At 73.9% G+C, this 13,936-nt stretch carries 8 protein-coding genes and 2 tRNA genes; 2 read left to right on the plus strand and 8 right to left on the minus strand.

Annotation, left to right across the window (positions count from 1 at the left end; all coding sequences use genetic code 11):
- Positions 1-126: 126 nt before the first annotated feature.
- Positions 127-200: transfer RNA gene (locus ACI8AF_RS07655), tRNA-Met, on the minus strand.
- A gap of 132 nt (positions 201-332) precedes the next feature.
- Here ACI8AF_RS07655 and ACI8AF_RS07660 point away from each other — a divergent pair.
- Positions 333-749 carry a hypothetical protein gene (locus ACI8AF_RS07660; RefSeq protein WP_456539091.1) on the plus strand — a complete coding sequence of 139 codons (417 nt, stop codon included), beginning with the start codon at positions 333-335 and terminating at the stop codon, positions 747-749.
- On the opposite strand, the gene ACI8AF_RS07665 is transcribed toward ACI8AF_RS07660, so the two are convergent.
- Genes ACI8AF_RS07665 through ACI8AF_RS07675 form a run of 3 tightly spaced genes read right to left on the minus strand, consistent with a single transcriptional unit; the run spans position 716 to position 6,680 of the window.
- Positions 716-1,819, minus strand: a complete 1,104-nt coding sequence (locus ACI8AF_RS07665; protein WP_456539092.1) for an acetate/propionate family kinase — start codon at positions 1,817-1,819, stop codon at positions 716-718. The two genes, ACI8AF_RS07660 and ACI8AF_RS07665, sit on opposite strands and share 34 nt — an antisense overlap.
- On the minus strand, positions 1,816-4,233 hold the full coding sequence (locus ACI8AF_RS07670; RefSeq protein ID WP_456539093.1) for a phosphoketolase family protein: 2,418 nt from the start codon (positions 4,231-4,233) through the stop codon (positions 1,816-1,818). The genes ACI8AF_RS07665 and ACI8AF_RS07670 overlap by 4 nt, the downstream gene beginning before the upstream one ends.
- Positions 4,230-6,680: an HAD-IC family P-type ATPase gene (locus ACI8AF_RS07675; RefSeq protein ID WP_456539094.1), complete on the minus strand. Its 2,451-nt coding sequence runs from the start codon at positions 6,678-6,680 to the stop codon at positions 4,230-4,232. The genes ACI8AF_RS07670 and ACI8AF_RS07675 overlap by 4 nt, the downstream gene beginning before the upstream one ends.
- A 641-nt stretch (positions 6,681-7,321) precedes the next feature.
- On the opposite strand from ACI8AF_RS07675, the gene ACI8AF_RS07680 reads away from it, so the two are divergent.
- Complete coding sequence (locus tag ACI8AF_RS07680; protein ID WP_456539095.1) at positions 7,322-8,536, plus strand: polysaccharide deacetylase family protein; 1,215 nt, start codon at positions 7,322-7,324, stop codon at positions 8,534-8,536.
- A 19-nt stretch (positions 8,537-8,555) separates the two neighbouring features.
- Here ACI8AF_RS07680 and ACI8AF_RS07685 read toward each other — a convergent pair whose 3' ends face one another.
- The 4 genes from ACI8AF_RS07685 to ACI8AF_RS07700 form a co-directional block, all read right to left on the minus strand.
- Positions 8,556-9,974, minus strand: a complete 1,419-nt coding sequence (locus ACI8AF_RS07685; protein ID WP_456539096.1) for an FAD-binding oxidoreductase — start codon at positions 9,972-9,974, stop codon at positions 8,556-8,558.
- A 16-nt stretch (positions 9,975-9,990) separates the two neighbouring features.
- The gene (locus ACI8AF_RS07690; protein WP_456539097.1) at positions 9,991-10,710 is read right to left on the minus strand and encodes a Crp/Fnr family transcriptional regulator; all 720 of its coding nucleotides are present in this window, start codon (positions 10,708-10,710) and stop codon (positions 9,991-9,993) included.
- A gap of 122 nt (positions 10,711-10,832) precedes the next feature.
- Positions 10,833-10,906 (minus strand) — tRNA-Met (locus tag ACI8AF_RS07695).
- A gap of 66 nt (positions 10,907-10,972) precedes the next feature.
- Positions 10,973-13,933: a UPF0182 family membrane protein gene (locus tag ACI8AF_RS07700; RefSeq protein ID WP_456539221.1), complete on the minus strand. Its 2,961-nt coding sequence runs from the start codon at positions 13,931-13,933 to the stop codon at positions 10,973-10,975.
- Positions 13,934-13,936 lie beyond the last annotated feature (3 nt).

Genomic DNA, 13,936 nt, shown 5'->3' on the forward strand with positions numbered 1-13,936 from the left:
GGCGGCGGCGGGGGGGGGGGGGGCGGCGGCCCGCGGGGGGGGGGCCCCGCCCCCCCCCCCCCCCCCCCCCCCCCCCCCCCCCCCCCCCCCCCCCCCCCCCCCCCCCCCCCCCCCCCTCGACCGCAGTAGCGGGGACAGGATTCGAACCTGCGACCTCTGGGTTATGAGCCCAGCGAGCTACCGAGCTGCTCCACCCCGCGTCGGTGAACACCACGGTACACGCCCTGTCGGGGAGGCGGCGGGCGGGCACCCGTGTGACTGCCGTGGCGCGGCGGTCCGCGGCGGCGCGCGCCTGCCGGGACGGCGTCCCGGGGCGACCTAGAGTCCCCGCCGTGACGGGGGACTCGGCGGCGCACTGGTTCGCCGGGGAACCCCAGCCGGTGGAGGTCTTCCACCGCGGCACCTGGTACTCCGGCGAGCTGCTGGGCTGGCGGTTCGCCGAGTCGGGGCTCGCCGTCGCGCGGGTCCGCTGCGTGGTCGACGGGCTGCGCCACAAGGCGTGGAAGCCGCTGACCGACCTCCGGCTGCCGCTGTCGGAGCCGCCGGTGGTCCTGTGGGCGCCGCTCCCCCGGCACGAGTCCGCCGCACCGGCCCGCACACTGCCGGCTGAGGACGACGAGACCCGCCCGCACGCGCTGCTGATCGGCTCCGAGCGGCCCCGCCGCCCGGCGGTCCCCCGCCCGCGCACCGCCGAGCAGCCGCGGTGGATGCCCGCTCACCGGTGGGCGCCCACGACCTCCCGCACCTGACGGCGGATCTCGAGGTCCTCGCGCGCGGTGACGACGACGGTGCGCACCGCGGCCCCGGCCGCGCTGACATCGCCGTCCCCGCTCGTCGCCGCGTTGCGGTCCGGGTCGACGGCGACGCCGAGGTACCCCAGCGCGGCGGCCGCGGCGGCGCGGACGGGGGCGGCGTGCTCCCCCACTCCCCCGGTCAGCACGAGCAGGTCCAGCCCGCCGGTGGCGGCGGTCATCGCGGCGATCTCGCGGCACAGGCGGTGCACGTAGACGTCGAAGGCCAGGACGCAGTCCGGATCGCCGTCCGCCCGGCCGGCGAGCACCTCCCGCAGGTCGCCCGACGTGCCGGACAGCCCCTTGAGCCCGGCCGAGTGCTCCAGCACGTCGGCCAGCTCGGGCTCCGGCACGCCGCCGTGCTCGAGCAGCCAGAGCAGCAGTCCGGGGTCGAGGGTGCCCGGGCGGGTGTTCATCACCAACCCGGCCAGCGGGGTGAAGCCCATCGTCGTGTCGACCGACCGGCCGTCCCGCACGGCGGCGAGGGAGGCACCGGCCCCGAGGTGGCAGGAGACGATGCGCAGCTCCCCGGCCGGCCGGCCGACGAGCTCCGCGCCGCGGCGGACCGCCCACGCGTGCGAGAGCCCGTGGAACCCGTAGCGGCGCAGCCCCCACCGCGCGTTCCAGTCGCGGGGCAGCGCGTAGGTCCGCGCGGCCGGCGGCAGCGACGCGTGGAACGTCGTGTCGAAGCAGGCCACCTGGACGACGCCGGGCAGCAGCTCCCGCGTCGCCCGGATCCCGGCCAGCGCCCGCGGGTTGTGCAGCGGGGCGAGGTGGGCGATCGACCGCAGGTAGCCGGTGAGCGCGTCGTCCACCACCGCCGGGCCGCCGTGCTCCGGCCCGCCGTGCACCACCCGGTGCCCGACGGCGTCGACCTCCCCGCAGCCGGCCAGGAACGCCCGCAGCGGGGCCAGGTCGCCCTCGCCCGTCCACCGCTGCACGGTGTCCGCCGCGGTCACCGCGCCGTCGCCGTCCAGGACCGACAGCTTCAGGCTGCTGGACCCGGCGTTGACGACCAGCAGCCTCACGCCGACTCCGGCTCCACCAGCGGACCGGGCGGGTGCGTGACCGGCCCGGCGCCGGCGCCCCACTGCCAGTGCCGGACCTCCGGCAGGTCCTCGCCGTGCGTGCGGACGTACCGCCGGTGCTCGATGAGCTGGTTGCGCAGCCGGTCGCGCAGGTGGGCGCCGCGCGCGCCCAGCCCGGGCACCCGGTCGATCACGTCGATGACGAGGTCGAAGCGGTCCAGCCGGTTCATCACGCACATGTCGAAGGGCGTGGTCGTCGTCCCCTCCTCGACGTAGCCGCGCACGTGGAAGTTCTCGTGGTTGGTGCGCCGGTAGGTCAGCCGGTGGATGAGCCACGGGTAGCCGTGGTAGGCGAAGATCACCGGCCGGTCGCGGGTGAAGTAGGAGTCGAACTCGGCGTCGGAGAGACCGTGCGGGTGCTCCCGGTCGTCCTGCAGCCGCATGAGGTCGACCACGTTGACCACCCGGACCTTCAGGTCGGGGAAGGCCTCGCGGAGGATCTCGGCGGCCGCCAGGACCTCCATCGTCGGGACGTCGCCGGCACAGCCCAGGACGACGTCGGGCTCGGCGCCGGCGTCGGTGCTGGCCCACTCCCAGATGCCGATGCCCTTGGTGCAGTGCTCGATCGCGGAGTCCATGTCGAGGTACTGGAGGGCCGGCTGCTTGCCGGCGACGACGACGTTGACGTACTGCCGGGTGCCCAAGCAGTGGTCGGCGACCGAGAGCAGGGTGTTGGCGTCCGGCGGCAGGTAGACCCGGATGACGTCGGCCTTCTTGTTGACCACGTGGTCGATGAACCCGGGGTCCTGGTGGCTGAAGCCGTTGTGGTCCTGGCGCCACACGTGCGAGGTCAGCAGGTAGTTCAGCGAGGCGATCGGCTGCCGCCAGGGGATGCCGTTCGTCGTCTTCAGCCACTTGGCGTGCTGGTTGAACATCGAGTCGACGATGTGGATGAACGCCTCGTAGCAGGAGAAGAACCCGTGCCGGCCGGTGAGCAGGTAGCCCTCCAGCCAGCCCTGGCACAGGTGCTCGGAGAGCACCTCCATGACCCGGCCGTCGGGGGCGAGGTGGTCGTCGTCGGGCTCCCGGCGGGCCAGCCACGTGCGGTCGGTCACCTCCAGCACCGCGCCCAGCCGGTTGGAGTTGTTCTCGTCCGGGGCGAACACCCGGAAGGTCGACGCGTTCTGCCGCATCACGTCGCGCAGGAACGTGCCCAGCACCCGGGTCGCCTCGACGGCGCCGGTGCCGGGCTCGGTCACGGGGACGGCGTAGTCGCGGAAGTCGGGCATCCGCAGCGGCTGCAGCAGGGTCCCGCCGTTGGCGTGCGGGTTGGCGCTCATCCGGCGCTGCCCGCGGGGGTGCAGGTCGCGGACGGCGGCCACCGGGGCGCCGTCGGCGTCGAAGAGCTCCTCCGGCCGGTAGCTGCGCAGCCACTCCTCGAGCACCTTGCGGTGGCCGTCGTCGCCGCGGGCGTTGGCGAAGGGCACCTGGTGCGAGCGCCAGGTGCCCTCGACCCGGAGGCCGTCGACCTCCTTCGGGCCGGTCCAGCCCTTGGGCGAGCGCAGCACGATCATCGGCCAGCGCGGCCGGGTGGTACCGCCGTCCTCCCGGGCCCGGCGCCGGATCGCGGCGATCTCGTCGAGGCAGGCGTCCAGCGCCGCGGCGAACTGCTGGTGCATGAGCGCCGGGTCGTCGCCGGCGACGACGTACGGGGTGTACCCGTAGCCGCGGAAGAGGTCGGTGAGCTCGTCGGGCTCGATCCGGGCCAGCACCGTGGGGTTGGCGATCTTGTAGCCGTTGAGGTGCAGGATCGGCAGGACGGCGCCGTCGCGGGCCGGGTCGAGGAACTTGTTGGCGTGCCAGCTGGTGGCCAGCGGTCCGGTCTCGGCCTCGCCGTCGCCGACGACGGCGGCGACCACCAGCTCGGGGTTGTCGAAGGCCGCGCCGTAGGCGTGCGCCAGCGCGTAGCCGAGCTCGCCGCCCTCGTGGATCGACCCCGGGGTCTCCGGCGCGACGTGGCTGGGGATCCCGCCGGGGAAGCTGAACTGGGTGAACAGCCGGCGCATCCCGGCCTCGTCGGCAGAGACCTCGGGGTAGACCTCGCTGTAGGTGCCCTCCAGCCAGGCCGCGGCGACCGGCCCGGGACCGCCGTGGCCCGGGCCCATCACGTAGATCATGTCGAGGTCGCGCGCCGCGATCGCGCGGTTGAGGTGCGCGTAGACGAAGTTCAGGCCCGGGGTGGTGCCCCAGTGGCCGAGCAGCCGCGGCTTCACGTGCTCGGCCTGCAGCGGTTCGCGCAGCAGCGGGTTGTCCATCAGGTAGATCTGGCCGACCGACAGGTAGTTCGCCGCGCGCCACCAGGCGTCGATCGCGGCGAGCTCCTCGTCGGCCAGCGGCCCGGCCGGGTCGGTCACCGGCCCCTCCCTCCGTCGTCGTTCCCGCGGACTCCCGCCCGCGCGGCCAGCTCCACCAGGACGGCGGCCGGCGCACCGATGGCGCCCGCGAGCAGCAGCGCCGTCGGCGACAGCTGCAGCAGGACGACGTCCTCGGCCAGCGACGGGATCGCCAGCACGAGGACGACGATGCCCACCATGGCCGACAGCAGCGCGACCTTCCAGACCCGCAGCGGCCGCGCGAGGATGAACAACGTCCACAGGGCCACGACCAGGACGACCAGCGTCGCCGTCGTGCGCGCGCCGGCCACCCCCGCGCCGGGGTCCATCGCGCGGGTGACGGCGTAGGCGGTGTACGCGGCTGCGCCGGTGATCACGCCGGTGGGGATCGAGAAGCGCAGCACCCGGGAGAGGAAGCCCGGCAGGTAGCGCCGCCGGTTGGGCCCGAGCGCGAGGAAGAAGCCGGGGATGCCGATCGTGACGGCCGAGATGAGCGTCAGCTGGACCGGCTCCAGGGGGTACGCCGCGGCGGTGACCACGGTGATCAGCGCGAGCACCAGCGAGTAGATGTTCTTGGTCAGGAAGAGGTTCGCGGCGCGCTCGATGTTGGCGATCACCCGGCGGCCCTCGGCCACGGCGTCCGGCAGGTGCGCGAAGCGGCCGTCGAGCAGCACCAGCTGCGCCACCGCCCGCGTGGCCGGCGAGCCGTTGCCCATGGCGACGCCGATGTCGGCGTCCTTGAGCGCCAGCGCGTCGTTGACGCCGTCCCCGGTCATCGCGACGACGTGGCCGCGTCGCCGGAGGGCGCGGACCATCGCCCGCTTCTGGTACGGCGTCACCCGCCCGAAGACGCTGGCGTCGTCCACCGCCGCGGCGAGCGCGTCCTCGTCCTCGGGCAGCGTGCGGGCGTCCACCGCCTCGGCTGCCCCGTGCACGCCGGGGACCCCCACGGCGGCGGCGACCGCGGCGACGGTGCGCGGGTTGTCGCCGGAGATGACCTTGAGCGCGACCCCCTGCTCGGTGAAGTACCGCAGCACCTCGGCGGCGTCGGCGCGGATCCGCTCGGCGAGCACCGCCAGCGCGACCGGCTCGAGCCCGGCCGGCAGCGCGGCGTCGTCGCCGTCGACGACCGGCGCGGCGGGTGAGCGGGCGAGCAGGAGCACCCGGCGGCCCTCGGCGGCGAGGGCGTCGGCGCGGCCCCGCGCGGCGGCCGCGCGGCCCGGCGCGGGGTCGGGCAGCACCATCTCCGGCGCCCCCAGCACCCAGGTCACCCCGTCGGCGGTGCGGGCCGCCGACCACTTGCGCGCGGAGGAGAACGGCACGACCTGGACCGGCGGGCGGCCGGGCGGGGGCGGGAACGCGGCCGCCAGCGCCGCCGCGGTCGCGTTGGCCTCGTCGGCGGCGGCCAGCAGGCCCAGCGCCTCCCCGGCGCCGTCCACCCCCGGGCCGAGCGGCTCCAGCCGGTCGAAGCGCACGTCACCGTGGGTCAGCGTCCCCGTCTTGTCCAGGCAGACGACGTCGACGCGGGCCAGCCCCTCGACCGCCGGCAGCTCCTGCACCAGCGTCTGCCGGCGGGCCAGCGTCAGCGTGGCGACCATGAACGCCAGCGTGGTGAGCAGGACCAGGCCCTCGGGGATCATCCCGACCAGAGCGGCCACGGTGCCGGTGACGGCGTCGCGCCAGTCGACGTTGTCGGAACTGCGGAACTGGCTCCACAGCACCAGCGGCCCGACGACGACCAGCACGACGGCGATCCACCGCAGCAGCCGGTTGGTCGCCGCGATCAGCTCGGAGAACGTCGTGGTGAACCGGCGGGCCTCGGTGGCCAGCCGGGCGGCGTAGGCGTCGTCCCCCACGGCGGTCGCCTGCACCCGGCCGGTGCCCGCCACCACGATCGAGCCCGACCAGACCGGGTCGCCCACGGCCTTCGCCACCGGCTCGGCCTCACCGGTGAGCAGCGACTCGTCGACCGCCAGGCCGCCGTCGGCCCGGACGACGCCGTCGGCCGGCACCTGGTCGCCGGCGGCGATGACCAGCAGGTCGTCGAGCACGACGTCGCCGACGGCGACCTCCCCCTCGGCACCGTCCCGCGCGACGCGGGCCCGTGGCGCGTTGAGCACGGCCAGCCGGTCGAGGGTCCGCTTGGCCCGGACCTCCTGGACGATGCCGATCGCGGCGTTCGCCACGACCACACCGCCGAACAGCGCGTTCTGCCAGCGGCCGGTCATCGCCGCGACCACCCACAGCGCGGCCAGCAGCCCGTTGAAGAAGGTGAAGACGTTGGCCCGGACGATCTCGCCGACCGTGCGGCTGGTGCGGACCGTCGAGGTGTTGGTCCGCCCGGCCGCGACCCGCTCGGCGACGGCGTCGGCCGTCAGCCCCGACGGCGGTGTCACCGGTCGGTCGTCGACCGGCACGAGGTGGGCCGGCACCGGCCGGGTCGCGACCTCCGCGGCAGCCCTGGACACGCCGTCCAGCACACTGCCCGGCCCCCGGCACCGGACAGGGACCTACGTCCTCTCCGAACACTCCCGGTGACCGACGCGCTGACGCGCGACCTCCGTTACGGGAACGTGACGTTCCGGAGGTGCTTCCCTTGCCACGATGCGGCCACGCGTAACGGGGTGACGCGCCGAGCAGGTCCGATGCCCAGGTGTCTGGGCTCTCCAGCACGGGAGTCCGGATGCCGACCCGACGCGCACGACTGTGGATCGCCCCTGGTGTCACCTCCGCCCTCCTGCTGGCGGGGTGCGCCCCCGGGAACAGCGGGTGGATGGCGACGGTCGCCTCGTCGACGGCGCCCCCCTCCCCGGCGGGCTGGATGGAGGAGGTGGCGTCGGCGCCGGCGACGGGATCCTCGGCCGGCTGGATCGAGGCGATGTCCGCACCGGCTCCCCCGCCGGCGCCGGTGGAGCCGTCCTCCGCGGCTCCACCGGCGGAGGGCGCGTCGCCCGCGCCCCCGCCTGCGGCCGTCGCCGGGGAGGAGGCCGAGGTCGTCGGGATCCCGCCACTGCTCGAACCCCCGTCGCTCGCAGGCCTCGTCCCGCACCACGAGAGCACCTCCGAGCCCCACGACCGGCGCGGGATCGCGACGGTGACCGTCCCGGGCGTGGACTCGTTCGACGAGGCGCTGGCCGGACTCGTGGACGCCGAGGTCGACCGCTACGAGGCCGGCCGCCGCGAGGGCGTCCCCAACGTGCTGGGCATCGGGTGGGGGCTGGTGCTGGCGACCGGCGACGTGCTGGGTGTGCAGGTGACGTCGCGGAGCTACACCGGCTCCCCCCTGGGGACGACCACGACGACGAGCACCCTGTACACCGACGTGGCCGACGCGACGACGTGGACGTCGGCGGACCTCGTCGCCGAGCCCCGGCAGCTCGCCCGATGGGTGTCCTCGGCGCTCGAGCGGGCCGACGTGACCCACGTCCTGCCCGCCGCCGACGTGGTCGGCACCGACGTGCGGTTCGGTGAGGACGGGTCGATCACCGTCGTCCTCGACCGGCACGAGGCGGGCCTGACGTCGCTCGACGCCGTCGCCGTCCGCATCCCGGCCGGTGATGCCGCCGACGTCCTCACCGAGCCGGGCCGGCGCATCCGGGACGCGGCCGTGGCGGCCGCCGCCTTCACCGGTGTCCCGGGACGGCCCGCCGGGTCCTCGGCCGCCCCCGCCGGGCCCTCGGCCGCTCCCGTCGGCCACCCGACCGGCCCGGAGGGCACGGCGGTCGACTGCGCGCGGGTGGCCTGCATCGCGCTCACCTTCGACGACGGGCCGGGCCCCTACACCGCCCAGCTGCTCCGCGAGCTGGCCGACGCCGACGTGGACGCCACGTTCTTCGTGGTCGGCGGCAACGCCGCGGCGATGCCCGACCTGGTCGGCCGCATGGCGGCGGAGGGCCACGCGGTGGGCAACCACACCTGGGACCACCCGCGCCTGCCGGCGCTCGCCCCGGAGCAGATCGCCGACGAGATCGACCGGACGACGTCGGCGCTCGCGGATGCCGGCGTCACCACCGACCTGCTGCGCCCGCCCTACGGCGAGACCGACGGCACCGTCGCCGCCGTGGCCGGCGCCCGTGGCTACGCGCAGGTGCTCTGGGACGTCGACACGCAGGACTGGCTCAACCGCGACGTCGCCACCACCACCCAGCGGGCGCTCGACGGCGCCTTCCCCGGGGCGATCGTGCTGCTGCACGACATCCACCCGACCACCGTGCAGGCCGTGCCCGGCATCATCGCCGGGCTGCGAGCCCGGGGCTACGTCTTCGTGACCGTTCCCGAGCTGGTGGGCACCGTCGAGCCGGGTGCCCGGTACGGCGGCCTCTGACCGGACGGCCCGGAGCGACTCAGTCCGGCCGGACGTTCTGGTTCAGCCGGAACACGTTGGCGGGGTCGTACGCGCGCTTCAGCGCACGCAGCCGTTCGTACTTCGCGTCCCCGTACGCCTCCCGGACGCGCTGCGCCCCCTCCTCCATGAGGAAGTTGACGTAGACGCTGGTGTGGAAGGGCTCGAGCGCCGTCCAGTAGTCGCGCGCCCACCGCCGCTGCTCGTCGAAGCCGTCGGCGGTGGCGGTGTTGCCGTTGATGTTGAAGGTGAAGCCGGCCCCGCGCCCGTTGAACGCCGTCTCGTCCTCGCCGACCCGCGCGACGGCGCCGCCCATCTGCCAGAGCGCGATGCTGCTCAGCGGCGAGCTGATCCGGCGCCCGTGCTCGACGACGACGTCGACGACCGCGTCGCTCAGCTCGGCGACGTCGCAGGAGCGGACGTAGTACGAGCAGCCGTGCCGGAACGACGGGTCGAACATCTGCTGGTGGGCCACGAACGGCTTGGGCGCGAAGAGGTCCAGCACCGGGGAGCCGAAGCCGCGCATCGGCCGCAGGACCCGCTCACCCTCCTCCACGTCGCCGGCGTAGCAGGCGGCCACCGCGATCACCGGCCGCCCGACCAGCTCGGCCGGCACGGCGGGGAGCGGCGGGGCCAGCCGCTGCACGACCAGGGTCATCAACTGGTCCGGGCATCCCCCGATCCAGTCCCGGTAGCGGCGCAGCACGGACGCCGCCTGGTCGATGGGCCAGAACACCGCCCCGGCCATGACCTGCGGCCCGAGCGGGACGACGCGGAACCGGAAGTCGGTGACGATCCCGAAGTTGCCTCCCCCGCCGCGGAGACCCCAGAACAGGTCGGCGTTCTCGTCCTCGGAGGCGCGCACGAAGCTGCCGTCGGCGGTCACCACGTCGGCCGACACCAGCGAGTCCACGGTGAGCCCGTGGGCACGCTGGATCCACCCGAGCCCCCCGCCGAGCGTGAGGCCGGCCAGTCCCGTGTGCGAGACGATGCCCGCCGGGACGGCCAGTCCGTGCGCCTGGGTGGCTGCGTCCAGTTCCCCCAGGAGGACCCCGGCCTGGACACCGGCCGTCCGGGCGTCGGGGTCGACACGGATCCCGTCCATCTGACGCAGGTCGATGACCAAGCCGTCGTCGCACGTGGACAGGCCGGGGAAGCTGTGACCGCCGCTCCGGACGGCGATCGGCAGCTGCTGGTCGCGTCCGAAGCGGAGGGCGGCACGGACGTCGTCGACCCCCCGGCACCGGGCGACGAGGGCCGGACGGCGGTCGATCGAGCCGTTCCAGACGCGGCGGTGCACGTCGTAGCCGTCGTCGGCCGGACCGATCACCTCCCCGGCGAGCGCGCGGCGCAGGCCGGCGACCGCGGTCGCGTCGAGCCGCCGCGTGGAGGTGGACCCCGCATTCCTCGTGATCGTCATGTCCGGCAGCGTGCGCTCACCGCCCGGACCTGGCAGGAACCGAGGTTCCACCCTGCTCCCGGCTGAGCCGGATGGGGTCGACGACGTCGATGTGGTCGGCGTACGTGCGGACCACGCCCTCCTCCCGCAGGTCGCGGAGCACCCGCACGACCACCTCGCGCACCGTGCCGACGGCCTCGGCGAGCTGCCTCTGGGTGACCGGCACCGTCAGCACGGGCAGCGCCTCCCCCGCCACCCGGGCCTCGTCGGCCGCCAGGTCCAGGAGGTGGCGCGCCACCCGTTGGCGGACGCTCGTGAACGCGCTCCCGGCGATCTCGTGGATGTAGCTGAGCGCCCGGTCGGCGAGCTCCCGCAGGAGGACGTCGGCGACGAGGGCGTCCTCGGCGACCATCCGGCGCACCACGTCGGGCGACAGCCGCAGCAGCTCGGCGTCCACGACGGCCGCGATGCCGGCGGGCATCCGGTACCCGGTCGCGTACATCGAGACCGCGCCGATGAGCGCTCCCCGCCGGCAGTAGCGCATGGTCAGGGTGCGGCCGTCGGGAGCGGTCACGAAGGCCCGCACGAGGCCGTCGACGACGAGCTCCAGGTGCTCGGCGGTCTCCCCTTCCCGATGGGTCACCGAGCCGGCCGGGATGCGGACCAGGCGGGCGCGCGTGAGCAACCGCTGGGTTGCCGGAACGGGCAGGCCGGCCAGGCTCGATGCGGCCAGCGCGGCCCGAAGGCCGTCGTCCACCGGGCAACCGTAGGGCCGTCCGCGCCCCGGCAGAGGGGTCGACGGCGCGGCCGGCGGCACGACCCGGGGGCGGGAACGACGACGGCCCCTCCGCCAGTGGCGGAGGGGCCGTCGTCGTGTCGTAGCGGGGGCAGGATTCGAACCTGCGACCTCTGGGTTATGAGCCCAGCGAGCTACCGAGCTGCTCCACCCCGCGTCGGTGGCACCACCCTACCAGGGTTCGCCGGGCGGGCGGCGGGGCGTCTCGCCGCCCGCCCGTGGATCAGCCGGTCGGCGAGGCCGCGGCCTGCGCCGCCTGGTAGGCCTCGACGGCGGCCTCCAGCTGCTCGAGCGCCTGCCCGGTGGCGGCGAAGTCGCCGCTCTGCAGGGCCTGCTGGTAGGCCTCCAGCGCCTCGTTCATCTCCTGGACCGCCGCGTCGAGGTCCGGGTTGCTGCCGGTGCCGCCGCTCCCGTCGTCCGGCGGTGTCGTGGTCGGGCTCGGCGACGTCGTCGGTGAGGACGGCGACGTCGGGCTCGACGTCCCCTCGTCGGCCGGCGGGGTCTCCTCGCCGTCCACCGCGGACTCGCCGGCCCCCTCGCCGAACACCTGGTCCAGCGCCTCGGCGAGGGTGTTGGCGTAGCCCACCTCGCCGCCGTAGTTGACGAGCACCTTCTGCAGCGTCGGGAAGGTGTTCTCGCCGCGGCCCTGCACGTACAGCGGTTCGACGTAGAGCAGGCCGTTCTCGCCGATCGGCAGGGTCAGCAGGTTGCCGAACACGGCCCTGGACTCCTGGCTGTTGAACAGCGTCAGGTCGGGTCTGACCTGGTTGTTCGTGATGAACGACTGCTGCACCTGCCGGGGCCCGCGGAACGGCGTGGTGCCCGGCAACCGCAGCACCTGGATCTCGCCGTAGCTGTCCGGGTCGCTGGACGCCGAGATGAACGCCGACAGGTTGTCCCGCCGGAAGGCGTTCAGCGCGCTGGTGAGCTGGAAGCTCGCCTGCTGGTCGCCGGGCCGCTGGGCCAGGATGTAGTACGGCGGCTGCGCGTCCTGGGTGTCCTGGGTCGGGTCGTCGGGCACCTGCCAGCGGTCGTTCTGGTTGTAGAAGTCCTGCGGGTCGGTCACGTGGTACCGGGTCAGGATGTCCCGCTGCAGCTTGAACAGGTCCTCGGGGTACCGGACGTGGCTGCGCAGCTCGTCGCTCATCTCGTCCTGCGACCGGATGGTGCCCGGGAAGGACTTCCGGTAGGTCTCCAGGACCGGGTCGTCCTCGTCCCAGGCGTAGAGGGTCACGGTGCCGTCGTAGGCGTCGACGGTCGCCTTGACCGAGTTGCGGATGTAGTTGAACTGCTCGTCCGGCAGCGCCGTGGTGCCGGCGCCGGTCAGGGAGTCCTGGGCGGCCTGGCCCAGCTCCATCAGCTCGGCGTACGGGTACGAGTCCGACGTCGTGTAGCCGTCGAGGATCCACACGATGCGACCGTCGATGACCGCCGGGTAGGGGTCGCCGTCCACCTCGAGGTAGGGCGCCACCTTCTCGACCCGCTGCCGCGGGTCGCGGACGTAGAGCACCCGCGACTCGTCGTTGACCGCGTCGGAGAGCAGGAAGTTCCGCTCGCGGTAGTAGATCGCGAAGGTCAGCTGGCGGAAGAAGCTGCCGATCGCGACCCCGCCCTCGCCGTCGTAGGTGTTGTTGATCTGCCCCTCGTCCGTGCCCTCCTGGGGCCGGTCGAACTCCCGCGGGTCGGTGCCCGCGGGTGCGCCCACGACCGAGTAGTCGTTGATCAGCTCGCCGTAGTAGATCCGGCTCTGGTCGACCTCGATGTTGCCCGTGGTCGGCAGGTCGCGGGTGGTGAAGTTCGGCTCGCCGCCCTCGGCCCCGGTGACCACCTCGTTGGCCGGGGCGGCCACGAACCCGTTGCCGTGGGTGTAGACGGTGTGCCGGTTGATCCAGCTGTCCTGGTTCTCCGACAGGCTGGCGCTGTCCAGTTCGCGGACGGCGACCACGTAGTCCCGCGTCTCGCCGTCGATCGTGTACCGGTCGATGTCGAGCTTCTCCGGGAAGCCGTAGACGTTGCGGATCTGCTGGCGCGCGGTGAACGTGTCGGAGAGGACGTTGGGGTCCAGCAGCCGCGCGTTCGGGATGGTCTCGGTGTCGTTGCGCAGCTCGGCCAGGGCGGCCTCGGTGTCGACCGAGTCGCCGGTGGTGTCGGTGGCGTAGTCGACGTAGTCGACGTCGGACAGGCCGTAGGCCTCCAGGGTCGACGCGATCGCCCGTTCGATGTAGGGCGCCTCGCGCTGGTCGGCGCTCGGCTTGACCACGAACTGCTGCACGATCGCCGGGTAGGCCACACCGATCACCAGGCTGGAGATCAGCAGCAGGACCAGCGCCGCCGCGGGCAGCAGGAAGTTGCGGACGACGATGTTGGCGAAGAACGCGATCGCGCAGACGACCGCGACGAACACCAGGATCGTCTTGGGCACCAGCAGCGCGTTGACGTCGGTGTAGCTGGCGCCGGTGAAGACCTCGCCGCGGTCGGAGTAGACCAGGCCGTAGCGGTCGAGCCAGTAGGCCACCGCCTTGAGCGCGACGAACAGGCCCAGCAGCACCGAGATCTGCACCCGCGCGGCGGCGGTGAGCTTCTGCCCCGGGGTCTGCAGCCGCAGCCCGCCGAAGACGTAGTGGGTGAGCAGCGAGCCGATCAGCGCCAGCAGCACGATCGCGAAGCCGAAGCCCAGGACCAGCCGCCAGAACGGGTAGTCGAAGACGAAGAAGGACAGGTCGATGCCGAACTCGGGGTCGACCTGCCCGAAGTCGGTGGAGTTGCGGAAGGTCAGCCAGGTCTCCCAGCTGCCCTGCGCGGTGAAGCCGGCGAACAGGCCGAGGACCACCGCGATCACGGACAGCACCAGGGTCCGGCGGGGCTCCAGCGACTGCCGGTAGCGCTCGAGGTTCTGCTGCTCGAGCGACATCGGCCGGAACGTGGGCCGGAACCGGTAGGCGAGGTACACGGCGAGCGCGACGAGGCCACCGGTGGCCACGCCCGCGACCGCGAACAGCAGCGCGCGGGTCTGCAGCTCGGTCCAGAAGACCTCGGTGTAGCCGGTCTCGTCGAACCACAGGTAGTCGACGTAGACGTTGGTCAACGTCCCGATGGCCGTGAACAGCACCAGCAGCACGGCGATGGCCCCGATGACCAGCTTCGCGCGCCGCGAGAGCGTGGGCACCGACACGGGGGGCCGCATGGC

This window comes from Blastococcus sp. SYSU D00669 (assembly GCF_054050715.1).

Coding starts and splice junctions, on each gene's coding strand:
- ACI8AF_RS07685 (WP_456539096.1), bottom strand. CDS start 9,974: ATGACGATCACGAGGAATGCGGGGTCCACCTCCACGCGGCGGCTCGAC.
- ACI8AF_RS07700 (WP_456539221.1), bottom strand. CDS start 13,933: ATGCGGCCCCCCGTGTCGGTGCCCACGCTCTCGCGGCGCGCGAAGCTG.